We start from the raw sequence: 17612 nt of genomic DNA on the forward strand, positions 1-17612 counted from the left end.
CCGTTTGAAGCACGGTTGCTCAACCGTCTCGGCGCTGCGCGCCGATCCACCTTCTCCCACAAGGGGAGAAGGCAAGAGCACGCTATTGCCGCCACGGCTGCAAACCTCTGGTCGACAACGTTCAAGAGAATTATCGAACTGTCTCAGGCGGCGGAGCGCCGTCCGGGTAGCGGCGTCCCTGGCGTCTGATGGCCGACCGGCGTCACCAGCGTCAGGTCGGGATAGCCGCTCTCGATCAGTTCGACCGCGGCCTGCGCCACCTCGTCGTTCGGCTCCAGCAGCGACAGGAAGACTTCTGTGCCCTCGCCGACAAGGCGGCTGATGCCTTGCGCGTCGGTGGGTCCGCATTCGACCACGACCAGATCGTAGGCGGTGGTCAGCGACTGCATGATGATCGGCAGCCGGTCGGCGGCGCGCATGGCGCGAACCGGATCGGCGTTGCCGACGGGAATGACGTGGCAATCCGAATAGAGATCGGCATGGATCACGTCGCTGAACTGCGCTTCGGAGGCGAGCAGATCGGTGATGCCCGGGAAAAGCCTGCTGTCCAGCGTCGGCCGCGAAGCGGCGCCCGAAGCGGTGAGATCGAGCAGGAGCACGCGCAGGCCGGTGTCGGAAACCTCACGCGCCACCAGCACCGCCGAGGCGGCCGCCTCGTCGCCTTCCGGCGACACGAATATGGCGCGTGCCGCGCCGCTTGTGATCAGTTTCTCCACGGCCTTGTCGATTTCGACCTCGCCAAGGCTGCGGCGCGCCGGCCCGACCTCGTCACCAGTTGCCGGGCCAGTTGCTGGCGCCGCGGCAGCCGCTTGCGGCTCTGCCTGGACTTCCGCCGTCCGATCCCCAAGGTCTTCGATATCGGCCGGTTCCTGATTGGGTGGCTCGTGATCGGGCGGTTCGTGATCGGACGGTTCGTGATTGGGCGGTTCGCGGGCAACCGGCATCGCGACCTGTTCGATCCGCTCGAAGCGGGCGCCGGCGGCCGGCCGCATGGCGCGACCCGAAAACAGCTCTTGCAGAAGCGTCGCGATCGCCATGACCAGCAGCGAGCCGACGAAGGCCGCACCGATGATCGGCAGGATTTTTGGATAATAGGGTTGGGACGGCGCCACCGCGCGGGAAAAGACACGGGCGTCGACCGGCGGATAGTTGCTGTCCTTGCGCGAGGACGCCTCACGATAACGGGTGAGATAGGATTCGAGCAGCTGGCGCTGGGCGGTCGCTTCGCGCTGCAGCGCGTCCAGTTCGACCTGCTGGTCGCCGGCGCGCGCCGATGCGGCCTTTAGCGTGTTGACGTCGGCGACAAGCTGGTTTTCGCGGGCCTGGGCGGTCTGCGCCTGCGTCATCAGCCCTGTCATGATCTTTTCCGCCTCGTTGCGGATCTGGCGGTCGAGATCGGCAAGCTGCGACCTCAGCGCCCGGATTCGCGGATGATTGTCGAGCAAGGAGGTGGAAAGGTCGGCGATGTTGGTCTTGAGCTCGACCTGCCGCTCGCGCAGCCGCTGGATCAGTCCGGACGACAGCACCTCCGGTACCGCATCCAGCGAGCCGCCATTCTGCAGCGCCCTGCGCACGCTGTCGGCAGTCGCTGCCGCCGAGGCGCGATTGGCCCGCACCCGCGACAATTCGCTGGACAGTTCGGAAAGCTGTTGCGTGGCGAGCACCGAATTGTTGCCACCCATCAGAAGATCGGACTGGGCGCGGTAGCTTGCCACCTTGGCCTCGGCATCCTTCACCCGCTTCGACAGGTCGGCGATCTCCGGCGCCAGCCAGTCGGTTGCGGCGGAATTCGATTCGATGTTGGCATTGCCCTGGACGGAGATGTAGGCGTCGGCGATGGCGTTCGGGATTGCGGCGGCGAGCCGGGGATCTTCCGAGGAGAATTCGATGACGATAACGCGAGATTTTTCAACGCGATAGACGTTGAGCTTCTCACGCATCTTTGTCAGCACGCGTTCTTCCGGCGGAATCTCGTTGGGGTCGCTCTTCAGGCCGGCGACGACAAGCAGACGGCTCAACGCCGGCATATCCGCCGTCTCGTCGAACTCGGGCAGCCGCGACAAATCAAGCTTCTGCGCCACCTGCTTGAGGATGTCGGTCGAGGAAATGACCTCGACCTGGCTGGTCACGCCTTCCTCGTCGAGTATAGGCTTGTCGTTGTCATTGGTGCCGTCGGGGCGCGTGTAGACCGATTCGCGCGTTTCGATCAAAAGCCGGGTTTCGGCCCGGTAATGCGGCGTGGCGAGCCAGGTGAGCGCGAACGCCAGGCCGGTTACAACCAGCGCGACGACAAGAATGCGCAGCCAATTCCTCGCAAGGCTGGCAAAGAGCTGCCTGAGATCGACGTCGACATCTGCGGCCGCGGATTGAACGGACATGCATCCTGCTCCGGTATTTTAGTCAGTATCACCGTAAACAAATATGGTAACTCAGCCGTTAATATTACGGTAAGCACCTCTCAGGTTTTACGCGCAAGCGGCAGCTAAAAGCACCGGAACCGGCCGTCTGTTGTCGGTTGCCATCGCTTGGGCCGCCCGCCTTTACCGGCCATTAACCCTAACCGGATGATAACGGGCCTCGATCTCCAGCGTTTGCCGCGGTGTAGCGGCGGCCAGTCGAAGGTACATGTCCGGTCATGAAAAGCACTGCTCCCCTGTTCCGTGCGCTGCTCGCCGTGTCATTGCTTGCCGGTTGCTCCAGCTACCGGCCGGCGCCGGCGGCCTTTCATAAAATGCTCGATCAGCCCTATCGCCTCGGCGCCGGCGACCGGGTCCGCGTCACCGTATTCGAGCAGGAAGGATTGACCAACGTCTACAGTGTCGACCAATCCGGCTATCTGTCCATCCCGCTGGTCGGCGCCGTGCCGGCGCGCGGCCACACCGCACAGCAACTCGAAGACGAGATCGCCGACAAACTACGCCAGGGTTATCTCCGTGATCCGGACGTTTCGGTCGAGATAGACCGCTACCGGCCGATCTTCATCATGGGCGAAGTCGGTGCTGCGGGCCAGTACTCCTATGTTCCCGGCCTGACCGTGCAAAAGGCGATTGCCATCGCCGGCGGTTTCAGCCCGCGCGCCAACCAGGGAAGCGTCGACATCACCCGCGACATCAACGGCAAGGTCATGACCGGCCGCGTTGCCACCTCCGACCCGCTTCTGCCCGGCGACACGGTCTATGTTCGCGAACGCCTGTTCTAGACCACGTGGCGGACACACTCAGGATCGTCCACTGCTTTCGCTCACCTGTCGGAGGGATTTTTCGTCACGTGCGCGACCTGACCGAGGCGCAGGTCGCCGCCGGGCATGCCGTCGGCATCGTCTGCGATTCGACGACGGGCGGCGACTTCGAGGAACATCTGTTCGAACAGATGAAGGGCATAATGGCGCTCGGCATCCATCGCACGCCGATGCAGCGGCATGTCGGACCGGGCGACCTCGCCTCGGCCTGGCGCACATTTGAGATCATCAAGGAATTGCGGCCGGACGTGCTCCACGGGCACGGCGCCAAGGGTGGCGCCTATGCCCGCCTGTTCGGCTCATTGTTGCGGGCATCAAGGTCTCGCGTAGCCCGCCTTTATTCGCCGCACGGCGGCTCTCTTCACTACGACGAGACCACCGCCACGGGGAAGCTGTTCTTCGCGCTCGAGCGGTTCATGGCGCGCTTCACCGACTATCTTCTGTTTGTCTCCGACTATGAAAGGCAGACCTATCGCAGGAAGGTCGGCGAACCACCGATCCCGAACAACCTTGTCTACAATGGACTGAGCGCCGCCGAGTTCGAGCCGGTGCGAACCGAGCCGAATGCGGCCGATGCCCTCTATATCGGCATGATGCGCGACCTCAAGGGACCGGACATCTTCATCGATGCGCTGGTTCTTGCCGGAGCGCGGCTTGGCCGCCCGGTGAATGCGGTGATGGTCGGCGACGGCGACGACCTGCCGCGCTACCATGCGCAAGTGAAGCGGCTCGGGCTCGAAGGCCATATGCGCTTCCTGCCGCCGATGCCGGCGCGCAAGGCCTTCGCGCTGGCCGAACTGGTCGTCGTGCCCTCGCGCGCGGAAGCCATGCCCTACATCGTGCTGGAGACGCTCGCCGCCGGCAAATCGATGATCGCCACCGGCGTCGGCGGCATCCCGGAAATTTTTGGCGCCGGCTCCCCTGCCCTGATCCGGCCCGATCCGCGCGAGCTTGCCGACAAGATGAGCGCGGCGCTGGCCGACCCCGATGCCTATGGCAGGCTGATGCCCGATACCGCCGACCTCAAGGCGCGATTCGGCGCCGACGTGATGGCCGCCGCGATCGAGACGGCCTATTTCGCCGCGCTCAAGCGCTAACCCGAAATGGGCGCTAACCCCAAAACGGCGCTGACTTCAAAGCTTCTCCAAAACCTATTTGTTGTTTCAAGGGTTTCTTAGCTCTCTTTCGCTATTCACTTGCGTGAAGCTTTGCGGATGCATCATGAGCGACTTCGATCCCAAACGCCGCTTTTCGAAAGACGCGGTGCGCAATTTCAACGGCCCGGCCGGCGACGATAGCCCCGGCGGCATGAACGACGTCGCCCGTCAGGTGGCGTCGCAATACCGGCGCGACACCATGTCGCCGATCATGGTCAGCGGCGTCTTGCGGATGGTCGAATTCGCACTGCTGTTCCTGTCGGGCCTGTGCATCTATTTTTACTATGTCGGCTTCTTCAACCATCTCGCCTGGCAATATCCGCTGGCGATCGCCGCCGCTTCGTCGCTCGCCGTGGTGCTGCTCGATGTCACCGACTGCTACCAGATCGTCTCGTTTATGCGGCCGCTCGCCAATTTCGGCCGACTGCTGATGGTCTGGGCCGGCACCTTCGCCCTGATGGCGCTGACGGCATTCGCCGTGAAGATGTCGCAAGATTATTCGCGCCTGGTTTTCGGCACCTGGTTCGTCGTCGGCTTCATGCTGATCTTCGGCCTAAGGCTGCTGATGTCGAAGCTGATCCGGCGCTGGGCGCGCGACGGGCGCATGGAGCGCCGCGCCGTCATCGTGGGCGGCGGCACGACGGCGGAAGTCCTGATCCGCTCCGTCGAAAAGCAGCCCTACAACGACATCCGCATCTGCGGCATCTTCGACGACCGCGGCGACAAGCGCTCGCCGCCCATCGTCGCCGGCTATCCAAAACTCGGCACCGTTTCCGAACTCATCGAGTTCGCCCGCATCGCCCGTATCGACATGCTGATCGTATCGCTGCCGCTGACCGCCGAAACGCGCGTCCTGCAGCTTTTGAAGAAGCTGTGGGTACTGCCTGTCGACATCCGGCTCTCGGCGCATTCGAACGCGCTGCAATTCCGGCCGCGCGCCTATTCCTACATCGGCTCGGTGCCGATGCTCGACATCTTCGACAGGCCGATCAACGACTGGGATTCGGTCGCCAAGCGCGCCTTCGACATCGTCTTCTCGATCATCGGCATCATCGTGTTCTCGCCGGTCATGCTGGCGACCGCGATCGCCATCAAGCTCGACAGCAAGGGACCGGTGCTGTTCCACCAGAAGCGGCATGGCTTCAACAACGAGATCATCGAGGTCTACAAGTTCCGTTCGATGTACACCGACAAGGCCGACCCGACGGCCAAGCAGACGGTGACCAGGAACGACCCGCGCGTCACCCGCGTCGGCCGCTTCATCCGCAAGACCTCGATCGACGAGTTGCCGCAGTTCTTCAATTCGCTTTTCGGTTCGCTGTCGCTGGTTGGCCCGCGCCCGCACGCCATTGCCGCCCAGTCGCACAACCTTCTCTACAATGAGGTGGTTGACGGCTATTTCGCACGCCACAAGGTCAAGCCCGGCGTCACCGGCTGGGCGCAGATCAATGGCTGGCGCGGCGAGATGGATACCAACGAGAAGATCCGCATGCGGACGGAATACGACCTCTATTATATCGAGAACTGGTCGCTGCTGTTCGATCTGAGGATACTGTTCCTGACACCGATCCGGCTGCTCAATACGGAAAATGCCTATTGAGCGCAGTCGCGCATGAACTGTCGCCGGCCGCGGTCAACGCCAAGCTGATCGCGCTGATTGCGTCGGGCGCGGTTTTCCTCGGCGTCTTCCTGTCCGGCTTCGTCATCGCCGAGCCGGCGCCATACGACCTCTATATGGTCGCGCTGATGGCGGTGTGGGCCCTGTTCGGCCTGCGCATATCGCGCGCGGCGGCGCCGCTGCTGGTGCTGCTGGTGGTCATGAACATCGGCGGCATGATCGCGATGACCCAGATGTCGGATATTGCCGGCACCCCGCTCTATCTCGCCGTGTCGCTGTTCCTGGCGTTTACCGCGGTGTTCTTCGCCTCGGTGACATCGGTCCAGCCAAATCTCTACCGGGTGATCTTCCGGGCCTATGTGATGTCGGCGGTGCTGACCTCGCTGCTCGGGATCGCCGGCTATTTCCATGCCTTCCCGGGGGCGGAGATCTTCACCAGATACGACCGCGCCACCGGCGCCTTCCAGGATCCGAACGTGTTCGGGCCGTTCCTGGTGCTGCCCGGCATCTACCTGCTCCATCTCCTGCTGACCGGCCCCGTCTCCCGCATGCCGTTGCTGGCGATGCCGCTGCTGATCATCACCGCCGGGATTTTCTTCTCGTTCTCGCGCGGCGCCTGGGGCATGTTCGGCGTTTCGGCGATCCTGCTCACCGGCGCCCTGTTCCTGCAGAGCGCCAGCGGAAAATTCCGGCTGCGTGTCGTCGTCATGACCATCGCCGCCATTTCGCTGCTGGTCATCGCGATGCTCGTCATCCTGCAGCTGCCGGGCGTCTCGGAAATGTTCTCCAGCCGCGCCCAGCTGGAACAGAGCTACGATACCGCCCGCCTCGGCCGTTTCGCCCGCTATATCTTCGGTTTCCAGATGGCGCTGGAGCATCCGCTCGGCATCGGCCCGCTCGTCTTCGGCACGATTTTCGGCGAGGACACGCACAACATCTGGCTGAAAATGCTGCTGGACTATGGCTGGCTCGGCTTCGTCTCGTTCCTGACGCTGACCTGCTGGACGATGGCAGCCGGCTTCCGCATTCTCCTGCGCGACAGGCCGTGGCAGCCCTACCTTCTGTGCGCCTATGTCGCCTTCATCGGCAATATCGCGCTGGGCACCTTCATCGACATCGATCACTGGCGCCACGTCTATCTGCTGCTCGGGCTGATCTGGGGCGCCATCGCTCTCGAATATCGCCATCAGCGGCAGTTGCGGCCGGCGGCGCTGTGTTCGCCGGCGGCTAAGGCATGATGGATTTCTGGGGCAGTCTAAGTCCCTTGAAAATGGTCGGAGTCCAGCACGTGGGCGTAGCGAGTGGTGGTCTTAGCCATTGCCGTCGAATATGGCGGGAACTCGCTGCAGGGCTGGCGATGGGCATAGGCATAGCCGTCGGCATGGCGCTGGCCGGATGAACTTAGGCGAGCGTTGCGCAATCTAACGTATAGCCGGCAACGCCATCACTACGACCGCGGCAACGGCCGTATCCGGGGGCGAAACGTTGATCGTCATCTAAGCACCCCACCAACGATGGCTGCACACAGCAAAAACACGAGCGTGGCACACGCGATGAACATACCTCTTCGCGTTCGCCACCTTGGCGGCTCAGCCGGCACAAGCCTGAACCGCTGAGCATGCTCCGTCGCGATTTTCAGTAGGGCTGCAGCCGTTTCGCGCGGCGTCCACCCCTTCGCTTCCGAGGTAGTCACCAAGGCTGCAAATGCGGCTTCCAAGGCGACTTCACAGTTGACGTCCCGATCTGGGCTACCCTTTGGCAAGATGGGTGGTTGCACGGCTTGGGACATGCACACAAAGCGGCTCGCGGATGAAAGGTTCCCGCGTTTCGAGCCCTTCACTTTCGAAGGTCGGCTTCCAGGTGCGGTTCCGCTCTCGCTGCTGGCATTTGTCGTCGGGAATGAACGTGAAGAACACCGGGCGGCGGTCGCGGCCTTCGGCCTTGCATTTGAGCAGCCAAACAGCCCGACCAGATCCTGATGCATCGATCCGCGATCTGATCCGAGCCTGTCGATCAGCGCTTGGCCGCCGATCGTCGGCCCGTTCACGGCGCGATTCGGGCGGCATGGCCCAGACTGGCACGGCCCAGAAAAGGAAAGGGCCCAGAAAGGCCCCAATTTCTCGTTTTCGCGGCTCAGCTAGTTTCCCCGGATTTCAAATAAGCCTTAGGGTTCTAAGGGCTTATTTGGTCGGAGTGGCCGGATTCGAACCGACGACCCCTTGACCCCCAGTCAAGTGCGCTACCGGGCTGCGCTACACTCCGGACCGGTCGCGATGTATCGTGATAACCCGGTTCGGGTCAACCGAATTCGGCGGCCATCACGCCGATGCCCGGCATGGTGGATTTGAAGTTCCTGCTCTGGTGGATGTCGTCAGCATTCAGGAACTTCAAATCCAGAATACACCTCGCTTGTCTGGCTTGATCCTCTGGCGTCGTTGCTATGAGACGGGTCTTGGATTTTCCACGGATTGTGTCAGCGCGGCCGTATCGATCAGCGCGCTTTCCGGAAGCCGGAGCGCAGAGGCTATTCGCCTGAGCTTCGACAAATCGGCATTCCTGCCGTTCTCGATGTCCGCGATCTCATCGACCGACAGTCCGCACGTCAGGGACAGCTCTTCCATGCTGTATCCCCTGGTTTCTCGGATGGCCTTAAGGGCGCTGTGGTCGGGCGCAGCTTCGGTCGCCGACAGTTCGGAAAAAGCTTCGCTTGTTGCTATTTGGGGCATTTGGCAACTCCGTGGATTTAAAGAGTTTGATCAAATCAAGAAGTTGCCTGAGACGGCGCAGAGAATGCCCTCTCGATGGTGATTTGCCAAGCGCCAAAAACGCCGTCACGGCATCGTGATTCCGATCGGCGCAGCCCGGCACAGGCCTCGGCGGCACCGGCACGGGACCGTCATCCCGATCGGGGTCTTTGACTGGCCGATCGCCGAATTGTTCGACGGTTCTGAGCGGCTCCCTTGTCAAGCGGCTGTAGGATCGAATCTCAGCAGCGGGAGCCGGAGCACGCAGAACGCGTCAGGGGCTGCGAATTTTCTTGAACCGACGCGTGAACCTTTTCTCTCCGGGCCGCACCAACACGGCATGGACGCCACAAAGGCGGTCCCAACCGGAAGGACGCCCTGACGGCGATCCTCGATCAAGAGAAGGAAATGCTCAAGTGACCAACATCTCGAACTTCAAGCGCCTGTCGCTCGCCGCTGCCATCGTCGTCTCGGCCTTCGGCTCGATTTCACTGCCGGGCTCGGCCTTCGCCAACGGCACGCATCCGAGCGGCGGCGGCGCGGTTTGCAAGGGCGCGGGTCACTGCCTGGTGCTGCAGCTCGACTGCAAGGGTACTTATACGGACGCCACCGACTCCAACGGCACCGTCTACGGCAAATGCAGCCAGACCGCGCAGGCCAGCCCGAAGAACAAGCTCAAGCTCGCGCGCTGATCGACCTTTTGGTCAACGAAAATGGCGGCCGTTCGCGCCGCCATTTTCTTGTCTCAACGTGCCGATCTCGATCTCGTTCGCGACGGTTTCTGCTGACGGCTGAGGAACAGGCTGGCGACGAGCCCGACCACAACCAGACCGACTGCGGCCGCTGTCGCGGGATGATCGCGGGCTGTCTTCTCTATCACTCTGCCATGCCTCCTGATCGCAGGCAGAGCGTCACTGAAACGCTCGGCGAGGTCCGAGTAATAGTCCGACGCGGTGTCACGCCCGTCCTCGTAATAGGCGCTGCCGCGCCTGGAAACGGCTTTCCTCAACGCCGCCAATTCCCTGGAGAGGGCTGCGACCTGTTTTTCAAGATCGATGTCGGAGAGGGTCGAAAATGATACCATGACAGGCTTCCTTCTTTTGCGAAGGAACGCACGATCGCAAAACCGGTTCCGGTTTTTGCCGCGACCGATCGGGCCCAGAGCGCGTCGCGTCAGAAGGGATTCATGCGACCCGCTTGAAGTTCTATGCAGTCGCTATCCCGGGGCCATGCGCTAGCGCACCTGATCGAGCAGGCGCTTGCATTCCAGAAGGTCGAACAGCGCCTCCTGCAGCAAAGCGCGATTGTCGCGCGAGAGTTTCGACGTGCCCGGCTGCACCGGGCCTTCTTCCTCGGTCTTGCCCAGGCCGAAAAAGCGCCGGCTGGGTTTCACCTTGGGCTCGCCGACCAGCATCTCGTCATCGGCGCCGCGCGGCTGGGCCGCCGGCGTCAACGGCACCGCATCGGCCTGCCGGCGCTGCGAGATCGCCTCGACGGCCGCCATGTCGCCATTGCCGATGGCGACCAGGAAATGATTGCCGTTCTCGCGCAACAGCTTCTGCACACCCTTGATCGTGTATCCCTGATCGTAGAGCATGTGGCGGATGCCCTTGATCAATTCGACATCCTGCGGCCGGTAGTAGCGGCGGCCACCGCCGCGCTTCATCGGCTTGATCTGGTTGAAACGCGTTTCCCAAAAACGCAGCACATGCTGCGGCAGGTCGAGATCTTCTGCGACCTCGCTGATGGTGCGGAAAGCGTCGGGGCTCTTGTCCATGGGCGAAATCCTCACGCTGGAGCATGGTCCCGAAAAGTGGGAAACGGTTTTCGGCCAGGATCATGCTCAACAAAGAGTCATTCCGATCCGGCTTGTCCTGCCGAATCGAGCCTTATTTCAGCGGTTTATGAAACAATATTCAAGCCCGGCGTCAAAGCAGGCGACCGTTTTCAACCGGGCTTTGAAGCGCAGGTGCTATTTGCTGCCCTTGGCCTTGCTGATCTGGTGCGCGCGCAGGATGCGGTTCTTCAGCACATTCGACGATTTGAAGGTCATCACGCGGCGCGGCAGGATCGGCACTTCCTCGCCGGTTTTGGGGTTGCGCCCGATGCGCTCGTTCTTGGAGCGGACATGGAAGGTTGCGAACGACGACAATTTCACCGTCTCGCCGCGAACGATCGCCTCACAGATCTCGTCCAGAACCGCTTCGACGAGCTCGGCCGATTCAGTACGCGACAGGCCAACCTTGCGATAAACGGCTTCAGCAAGATCGGCGCGCGTAAGTGTCTTTCCCCCCATGCGAACCGTCCCCATCAGCTCAAAAAACATAACTCTATATAAGCAAAGATAGAGCCTAAGTAATTGATCCGGCAAGGTCAAGGACCGAACCGGTCCGTTCGGCACTTACCAGCGAACCAGGACCGCGCCCCAGGTGAAGCCGCCGCCCATCGCCTCGATCAGCACCAGATCACCCTTCTTGATGCGGCCGTCGGCGACCGCCACCGACAGCGCCAGCGGCACCGAAGCAGCCGAGGTGTTACCGTGCAAATCGACGGTAACCACCACCTTTTGTTCCGCTATCCCGAGCTTCCTGGCGGAAGCGTCGATAATCCGCTTGTTGGCCTGATGCGGCACGAACCAGTCGAGATCTTCAGCGGTGATCCCGGCAGCTGAGAACGTCGCCTCGATGACGTCGGTGATCATGCCGACCGCGTGCTTGAACACTTCGCGGCCTTCCATCCTGAGATGGCCCACCGTTCCGGTGGTCGACGCTCCACCGTCGACGAACAGCTTGTCCTTGTGAGCCCCGTCGGAGCGCAGGCTGGCAGCCAGCACGCCGTGGTCGGCAATGCCGCCCGCCCCCTCGCCTGCTTCCAGCACCATCGCGCCGGCGCCGTCGCCAAACAGCACGCAGGTCGAGCGATCGCTCCAGTCGAGGATGCGCGAAAAGGTTTCGGAGCCGATCACCAGCACCCGTTTGGCGAGGCCGCCGCGGATATAGAGGTCGGCCGTCGTCACCGCGTAGACGAAGCCCGAGCACACCGCCTGCATGTCGAAGGCGAAGCCGTGATGCATGCCGAGCCGGTTCTGGATGTCGACGGCGGTCGCCGGAAAGGTGTTGTTGGGAGTCGAGGTCGCCAGCACGATCAGGTCGATATCGGCCGGCGTCAGGCCGGCATTGTCGAGGGCTGCGCGCGCCGCCGCCTCGCCGAGCGAAGCCGTCGTCTCGTCGTCGGCCGCGATATGGCGCTGGCGGATGCCGGTGCGCTGGGCAATCCATGCGTCTGACGTCTCGACCATGCCTTCGAAATCGGCATTCTTCATGATGCGGCGGGGCAGCGCGGAGCCTGTGCCGCGCACGACTGATCTGATCAAGGCTCTTTCCTATTCCTCTGCGTCGGCAACGACGTCGGATTTCCTGGATGTCTGGGCATGCGGATTGCGCGCATGGAACAGATCAAGATCGGCTTCGATGCGATCGAGCAGATTGTTGCGCACCATGTCGTAGCCAAGCTCGATCGCCGCCGCGAAGCCGTCCGAATCGGCGCCGCCATGGCTTTTCACCACGACGCCGTTCAGACCCAGGAAAACCCCGCCGTTGGAGCGGCCGACATCCATCTTTTCGCGCAGGCGATCGAAGGCGCCCTTGGCGAATACATAGCCGATCCTGGCCATCAGCGTGCGGTCCATCGCGGCGCGCAGGTAACCGGCGATCTGCCGTACCGTGCCTTCCGCCGTTTTCAGCGCGATGTTGCCGGCAAATCCTTCGGTGACGACCACGTCGACCGTGCCCTTGCCGATGTCGTCGCCCTCGACGAAACCATGGTAGTTCATCGAGGCCATGTTGGCCTCGCGCAACATGCGGCCCGCCTCCTTGACCTCTTCCTGGCCCTTGATCTCCTCGACGCCGACATTGAGCAGACCGACGCTCGGCCGTTCGATGCCGAAAACCGAGCGCGCCATGCCAGTGCCCAGAATGGCAAAATCAACCAGTTGATGCGCATCCGCGCCGATGGTGGCGCCGACGTCCAGCACCACGCTTTCGCCACGCAATGTCGGCCACAGCGCCGCGATCGCCGGACGGTCGATGGTCGCCATGGTGCGGAGGCAGAATCTCGACATCGCCATCAGCGCGCCGGTGTTGCCGGCCGAGATGCAGGCGTCGGCAGTGCCTGCCTTGACCGCCTCGACCGCTTTCCACATCGACGACTTCCAGCGGCCATGGCGCAGCGCCTGGCTCGGCTTGTCGTCCATCCGGACTGCTATCTCGCAGTGGATGAACTCGCTCACTTCCGCCAGCTTGGGCAACTTTGCGAGTTCGGGGCGCACTGCCTCCTCGCGACCATAGATGACGAAGCGGATGTCGGGACGCCGGGTCGCGACCGTCATGAGCGCCGGGATGACCACGCTTGGTCCGTGATCGCCGCCCATGGCATCGATGGAAATCCTGATCACGCGGTGTTCATCTCACAGTTTGCTTGAGCGAGCGCCTGGCGCTGGCAACGGGTTTGGGGCTCGCGAAGGTTCGGCGAAAATAGCGTTTTTGGGCTGCCGCACAACCGGCTTTCTCCGATTGGGTCGGGTTTTCAGGATTTCCCCAGCAGGGAACGCAGCTTTTGCTGAAATTCGCTTTCCGCAGTCCCGGCATCGTCGGCAGCCTCCATCGAAACGCCTTGCTTGCGCGGATAGGGATCGATCGCCAGTCCAAAGAACTGTTCGGCGAGCGCCCCGACATCGATTGAATTGCCGGAAAATGTTTCCGGGCTGTCCGGCCCTTCGGCATCGAGCATTATCTCGCCACCGCCCTCGAAACCCTGCCGCCCGAGCTTCGACTGCTCCGGCAGGAACAGTGCGTCGACCGCCTCGTCGATATGCGCCTCGATCGGGTCCAGGGTGACGATGCAGGCCTGGGTGATATCGGCCTCGACGCGGCCGCTGACCTTGACGCCGTTGCGCTTCCATGGCGCCACCAGCAGTTCGGCGCGATAGTTCTCGACCGACAGCAACTCGTGCTCGCCTGCCAGCGCGGCGCGCTGCGCGGCGTCGGCCTCGATCAGCACCGGCAGTCCCTTTTGCGGCAGCCGGGCGACGTTGGCCACGAAGGACACGGGGCTCTGGCGATCGGGGCTCTGGGAATCGGCGTGTTTCATATTTTCCTTTAAATAGGCTTGTTTTCTTAAATAGGTTTGGCCGCGGGGAATGCCACAGTGCCGGAAACAATCGATTCGGTCGGCTGTTTCGCGAGTCGCCTGGAGACATCGGCGACGTAGCCGGCCAGATGCGTCGCCTGCGGCCAGGTGCCGGCATCGGGCCTGACATTGCGGGCAAGCGCCGCGACGAGTGCGTCATGGTCGTTTCGTTCCAGCGCATCGTCATAGGCGGCGGTGCGGCCATAAAACATCTTCGCCAGTTTCTTCATGCGCTTCGGCACGCCAACGTCGCCGACGCCGAGTTCGCGCAGCGAATGATCGACATCCATGAAGAACTCGTCGATCAGCACCTGCGCGACCTCCCCAGCAACACCACCCTCGCCGCGCAGCCGGTGCTGGAACAGGAACATGTGCAGGGACAGCATCTCGAAGCGGCCAAGCGGCGTGTCCGGGACATCCCACTCGGAATAAAACACGGTTTGCCGCGCCGCTGCCACGATTTGTGCGTAAAGCGCCTCGGTGATAGCGCGGTTGGCGTGACGTTCGCGACCAAAAAGGCGTTGGAACATTGAGGGTGGTCTCCCGGGGACCGTTTGTTTGAATTGGCCTTGTTGCATCGGCGAGCAAGCTGGTTTACCGGTTTTGCGGCCCAGCGCAAGTTGCGGCCAGCTAATGGAGTTGTAGTTGCGCGCGCTGAAAATCAAGTCGACTTTTCTGCCCAGGTCCGCTTTTCCGAGATCCGCCGGCGCGATCTCGCTGCTGGTGGTCGCTTCGGCGCTTTGCGCCTGCAACTCGTCGAAGATGATCGGTGATCTCAATCCGAGCGAGACGCTGACGCAGGGCTACGTCATCGACCAGCAGGCAATCGACCTGGTGCCGGTCGGCTCGAGCCGCGAACAGGTGCTTCTGGCGCTCGGCACCCCGTCTACCAAGGCGACTTTCGACAACGAGGCCTTCTACTACATCTCACAGACGCGCAAGCGTTACGTCGCCTTCGACAAGCCGAGGCTGGTCGACCAGAAGGTGCTGGCCGTCTATTTCGGCGAGGACGGGCGCGTTACCCAGATCGCCAATTACGGCCTGAAGGACGGCAAGGTGTTCGACTTCATCTCGCGGACCACGCCGACCGGCGGCAAGGACCAGAACTTCCTCAGCCAGATCATGGGTGGCGCCAGCAAGCTGGCGCCCGGCCTCCCCGGCGGCGGCGGCGCCTCGCCCGGCACCTGATCAATCCCGGCAGAATCGGCTTCTCATCCTTTTTTGCTTCCCTTCCTTTAACTTCGAGGGGAAGCAGCAACATCTCAGGCGACCGAAAACCCGCGGGAGCGATCCTGCGGGTTTTTGTTTTGAGACAGAAAGCCATTGTCGCAGGCTGCGGGCCGCAGACGACTTGAACGCGAGCTTTTGGAGCTGTCACGGGCGTCAATTCCCTGATGCTGGACGTCCAAAATAGACGAACCCGCGGGATCGCTCCCGCGGGTTCGGTTGTGGATCTCGGCCTCGGAAGGCCAAGCCGCCTCAGCCGTGCGCGAGCACGGCGAGCAGCAGCAGGGCGACGATGTTGGTGATCTTGATCGCCGGGTTGACTGCCGGACCGGCGGTGTCCTTGTAGGGATCGCCGACCGTGTCGCCGGTCACCGAGGCCTTGTGCGCCTCGGAGCCCTTGAGATGCTTGACGCCGTCCTTGTCGGTAAAGCCGTCCTCGAACGATTTTTTCGCATTGTCCCAGGCGCCGCCGCCGGAGGTCATCGAGATGGCGACGAACAGGCCGTTGACGATGACGCCGAGCAGCGAGGCGCCAAGGGCTGCAAAGGCGGACGCCTTCGAGCCCGAGATCAGCAGCACGCCGAAATAGACGACCAGCGGCGCCAGCACCGGCAGCAGCGACGGAATGATCATTTCGCGGATCGCCGCCTTGGTCAGAAGATCGACCGCACGCGCATAGTTCGGCTTCGAGGTGCCGGCCATGATGCCCGGATCCTCGCGGAACTGCTTGCGCACCTCCTCGACGATGGCGCCCGCCGCACGGCCGACAGCCGTCATGGCGATGCCGCCGAACAGATACGGAATCAGACCGCCGAAGATCAGACCGGCGACGACATAAGGGTTGGAGAGGTCGAAAGAGACGTCGCCCATGCCTTGGAAGTAAGGGTATTTGTCGCCATTGGCGGCAAAGAACTTCAGGTCGTTGGAGTAGGCCGCAAACAGCACCAGAGCACCGAGACCGGCCGAACCGATGGCGTAACCCTTGGTCACCGCCTTGGTGGTGTTGCCGACGGCGTCGAGCGCATCGGTCGACTGGCGCACTTCCTTTGGCAAGCCGGCCATTTCGGCAATGCCGCCGGCATTGTCGGTGACCGGGCCGAAGGCGTCGAGCGCGACGATCATGCCGGCGAGGCCGAGCATCGTGGTGACCGCGATCGCCGTGCCGTAGAGGCCGGCGAGCTGGTAGGTCGATATGATGCCGCCGACGATGACGATCGCCGGAAGTGCCGTCGATTCCAGCGAGACCGCAAGGCCCTGGATGACGTTGGTGCCGTGACCGGTGACCGAAGCCTGGGCGATGGAGTTCACCGGGCGTTTGTCGGTGCCGGTGTAGTATTCGGTGATCACCACGATGAGGCCGGTCACCGCGAGACCGATCAGGCCGCAGATGAACAGGTTCGCGCCGGTGATGGCCATGCCGGCGACCGTGCCGATCTCGCCCCAGCCCAGCGTTGCTGAGGTGGCGATGCCGAGGCCGACGATCGACAGCAGGCCGGTGACGATCAGGCCCTTATAGAGCGCACCCATGATCGAGCCGTTGGAGCCGAGCTTGACGAAGAAGGTGCCGACGATGGAGGTCAGGATGCAGGCGCCGCAGATGGCCAGCGGATAGAGCATCGTGGCGCTGAGAACGGCGGTGCCGCCGAAGAAGATGGCGGCGAGGACCATGGTGGCGACCACGGTCACCGCATAGGTCTCGAACAGGTCGGCGGCCATGCCGGCGCAGTCGCCGACATTGTCGCCGACATTGTCGGCGATGGTGGCCGGGTTGCGCGGATCGTCTTCGGGAATGCCGGCTTCGACCTTGCCGACGAGATCGCCGCCGACGTCGGCGCCCTTGGTGAAGATGCCGCCGCCGAGACGGGCGAAGATCGAGATCAGCGAGGCGCCGAAGCCGAGCGAAACCAGCGAGTCGATGACGACGCGGTCGTTGGGCTGGAGGCCGATGAATTGGGTGAGGATCAGATAATAGATCGAGACGCCGAGCAGGGCCAGGCCAGCGACCAGCATGCCGGTGATGGCGCCCGACTTGAAAGCGATCTCGAGGCCGGCTGCGAGGCTGTTGGAAGCCGCCTGCGCGGTGCGCACATTGGCGCGCACCGAGACGTGCATGCCGATGAAGCCGGCGGCGCCCGACAGAACGGCGCCGATCAGGAAGCCGATGGCGGCGGTGATCGAAAGCAGCCACCAGGCGAGCAGCAGGACCACGACGCCGACGAAGGCGATGGTGGTGTACTGGCGCGCCAGATAGGCCTGCGCGCCTTCGCGGATGGCCGCGGAAATTTCCTGCATGCGTGCATTGCCCTGATCGGCCGCGAGGACCGATTTTGTCGCCCAGATGGCGTAAAGGACTGAAAGCAGACCGCAGGCGATGACAGCTAAAATTATGGTCATTGCCGGATTTTCCTCGATTGATGACCCAAAAGAACCCCTCCCTGGGC

Annotated in this window: 16 protein-coding genes and 1 tRNA gene; 7 read left to right on the forward strand and 10 right to left on the reverse strand. The window is 62.6% G+C overall.

Annotated elements, in window-relative coordinates:
• Positions 1–143: 143 nt before the first annotated feature.
• Positions 144–2378, reverse strand: a complete 2235-nt coding sequence (locus tag AC0L28_RS29745; protein ID WP_473481799.1) for a GumC family protein — start codon at positions 2376–2378, stop codon at positions 144–146.
• 257 nt (positions 2379–2635) lie between these two features.
• Between AC0L28_RS29745 and AC0L28_RS29750 the strand changes: the two genes are divergently transcribed.
• The 4 genes from AC0L28_RS29750 (at position 2636) to AC0L28_RS29765 (ending at position 7251) form a co-directional block, all read left to right on the forward strand.
• A complete protein-coding gene (locus AC0L28_RS29750) occupies positions 2636–3199 on the forward strand; it encodes a polysaccharide biosynthesis/export family protein (protein ID WP_473481801.1) in 564 nt (187 codons plus the stop codon).
• A 5-nt stretch (positions 3200–3204) separates the two neighbouring features.
• Positions 3205–4335 (forward strand): glycosyltransferase family 4 protein, encoded by a 1131-nt coding sequence (locus AC0L28_RS29755; RefSeq protein ID WP_473481803.1) that lies wholly within the window; start codon positions 3205–3207, stop codon positions 4333–4335.
• Between the two features lie 124 nt (positions 4336–4459).
• A complete protein-coding gene (locus AC0L28_RS29760; RefSeq protein ID WP_023798379.1) occupies positions 4460–5995 on the forward strand; it encodes an undecaprenyl-phosphate glucose phosphotransferase in 1536 nt (511 codons plus the stop codon).
• Positions 5992–7251 (forward strand): O-antigen ligase family protein, encoded by a 1260-nt coding sequence (locus tag AC0L28_RS29765; RefSeq protein ID WP_473481805.1) that lies wholly within the window; start codon positions 5992–5994, stop codon positions 7249–7251. Before AC0L28_RS29760 ends, AC0L28_RS29765 begins: the two co-directional genes overlap by 4 nt.
• Before the next feature lie 947 nt (positions 7252–8198).
• Here AC0L28_RS29765 and AC0L28_RS29770 read toward each other — a convergent pair.
• A tRNA-Pro gene (locus tag AC0L28_RS29770) sits at positions 8199–8275 on the reverse strand.
• Positions 8276–8293: 18 nt separating this feature from the next.
• Here AC0L28_RS29770 and AC0L28_RS29775 point away from each other — a divergent pair.
• Positions 8294–8821 carry a hypothetical protein gene (locus tag AC0L28_RS29775; RefSeq protein ID WP_425284456.1) on the forward strand — a complete coding sequence of 176 codons (528 nt, stop codon included), beginning with the start codon at positions 8294–8296 and terminating at the stop codon, positions 8819–8821.
• 352 nt (positions 8822–9173) lie between these two features.
• Positions 9174–9449, forward strand: a complete 276-nt coding sequence (locus tag AC0L28_RS29780) for a hypothetical protein (RefSeq protein ID WP_473481806.1) — start codon at positions 9174–9176, stop codon at positions 9447–9449.
• A 53-nt stretch (positions 9450–9502) separates the two neighbouring features.
• On the opposite strand, the gene AC0L28_RS29785 is transcribed toward AC0L28_RS29780, so the two are convergent.
• The 7 genes from AC0L28_RS29785 to AC0L28_RS29815 all read right to left on the reverse strand — a co-directional run bounded on the left by AC0L28_RS29785 (position 9503) and on the right by AC0L28_RS29815 (position 14474).
• A complete protein-coding gene (locus AC0L28_RS29785) occupies positions 9503–9841 on the reverse strand; it encodes a hypothetical protein (protein ID WP_473481808.1) in 339 nt (112 codons plus the stop codon).
• A gap of 150 nt (positions 9842–9991) precedes the next feature.
• Positions 9992–10534 (reverse strand): MerR family transcriptional regulator, encoded by a 543-nt coding sequence (locus AC0L28_RS29790; RefSeq protein ID WP_023798386.1) that lies wholly within the window; start codon positions 10532–10534, stop codon positions 9992–9994.
• A gap of 195 nt (positions 10535–10729) precedes the next feature.
• Positions 10730–11053 (reverse strand): integration host factor subunit alpha, encoded by a 324-nt coding sequence (locus AC0L28_RS29795; RefSeq protein WP_023798387.1) that lies wholly within the window; start codon positions 11051–11053, stop codon positions 10730–10732.
• A 105-nt stretch (positions 11054–11158) separates the two neighbouring features.
• Entirely contained in the window at positions 11159–12130 is a 972-nt protein-coding gene (locus tag AC0L28_RS29800) for a beta-ketoacyl-ACP synthase III (RefSeq protein WP_023798388.1), read from the reverse strand.
• Positions 12131–12139: 9 nt separating this feature from the next.
• Entirely contained in the window at positions 12140–13210 is a 1071-nt protein-coding gene (plsX, locus tag AC0L28_RS29805; RefSeq protein ID WP_023798389.1) for a phosphate acyltransferase PlsX, read from the reverse strand.
• Positions 13211–13341: 131 nt separating this feature from the next.
• Positions 13342–13905, reverse strand: coding sequence for a YceD family protein (locus AC0L28_RS29810; RefSeq protein WP_023798390.1), 564 nt, complete (start codon positions 13903–13905; stop codon positions 13342–13344).
• Positions 13906–13931: 26 nt separating this feature from the next.
• Complete coding sequence (locus AC0L28_RS29815; protein ID WP_473481866.1) at positions 13932–14474, reverse strand: ubiquinol-cytochrome C chaperone family protein; 543 nt, start codon at positions 14472–14474, stop codon at positions 13932–13934.
• A gap of 115 nt (positions 14475–14589) precedes the next feature.
• Here AC0L28_RS29815 and AC0L28_RS29820 point away from each other — a divergent pair, with 115 nt between their 5' ends.
• On the forward strand, positions 14590–15132 hold the full coding sequence (locus tag AC0L28_RS29820; protein WP_473481812.1) for an outer membrane protein assembly factor BamE: 543 nt from the start codon (positions 14590–14592) through the stop codon (positions 15130–15132).
• 291 nt (positions 15133–15423) lie between these two features.
• On the opposite strand, the gene AC0L28_RS29825 is transcribed toward AC0L28_RS29820, so the two are convergent.
• Complete coding sequence (locus tag AC0L28_RS29825; protein ID WP_473481813.1) at positions 15424–17565, reverse strand: sodium-translocating pyrophosphatase; 2142 nt, start codon at positions 17563–17565, stop codon at positions 15424–15426.
• Between the last annotated feature and the right edge of the window lie 47 nt (positions 17566–17612).

The sequence above is a fragment of the Mesorhizobium sp. WSM4847 genome, assembly GCF_055811335.1.

Excerpts from the sequence above, each read along its gene's own strand:
- AC0L28_RS29745 (WP_473481799.1), bottom strand. The coding sequence starts at position 2,378 with ATGTCCGTTCAATCCGCGGCCGCAGATGTCGACGTCGATCTCAGGCAG.
- AC0L28_RS29750 (WP_473481801.1), top strand. The coding sequence starts at position 2,636 with ATGAAAAGCACTGCTCCCCTGTTCCGTGCGCTGCTCGCCGTGTCATTG.
- AC0L28_RS29760 (WP_023798379.1), top strand. The coding sequence starts at position 4,460 with ATGAGCGACTTCGATCCCAAACGCCGCTTTTCGAAAGACGCGGTGCGC.
- AC0L28_RS29785 (WP_473481808.1), bottom strand. The coding sequence starts at position 9,841 with ATGGTATCATTTTCGACCCTCTCCGACATCGATCTTGAAAAACAGGTC.
- AC0L28_RS29790 (WP_023798386.1), bottom strand. The coding sequence starts at position 10,534 with ATGGACAAGAGCCCCGACGCTTTCCGCACCATCAGCGAGGTCGCAGAA.
- AC0L28_RS29795 (WP_023798387.1), bottom strand. The coding sequence starts at position 11,053 with ATGGGGGGAAAGACACTTACGCGCGCCGATCTTGCTGAAGCCGTTTAT.
- AC0L28_RS29810 (WP_023798390.1), bottom strand. The coding sequence starts at position 13,905 with ATGAAACACGCCGATTCCCAGAGCCCCGATCGCCAGAGCCCCGTGTCC.
- AC0L28_RS29815 (WP_473481866.1), bottom strand. The coding sequence starts at position 14,474 with ATGTTCCAACGCCTTTTTGGTCGCGAACGTCACGCCAACCGCGCTATC.
- AC0L28_RS29825 (WP_473481813.1), bottom strand. The coding sequence starts at position 17,565 with ATGACCATAATTTTAGCTGTCATCGCCTGCGGTCTGCTTTCAGTCCTT.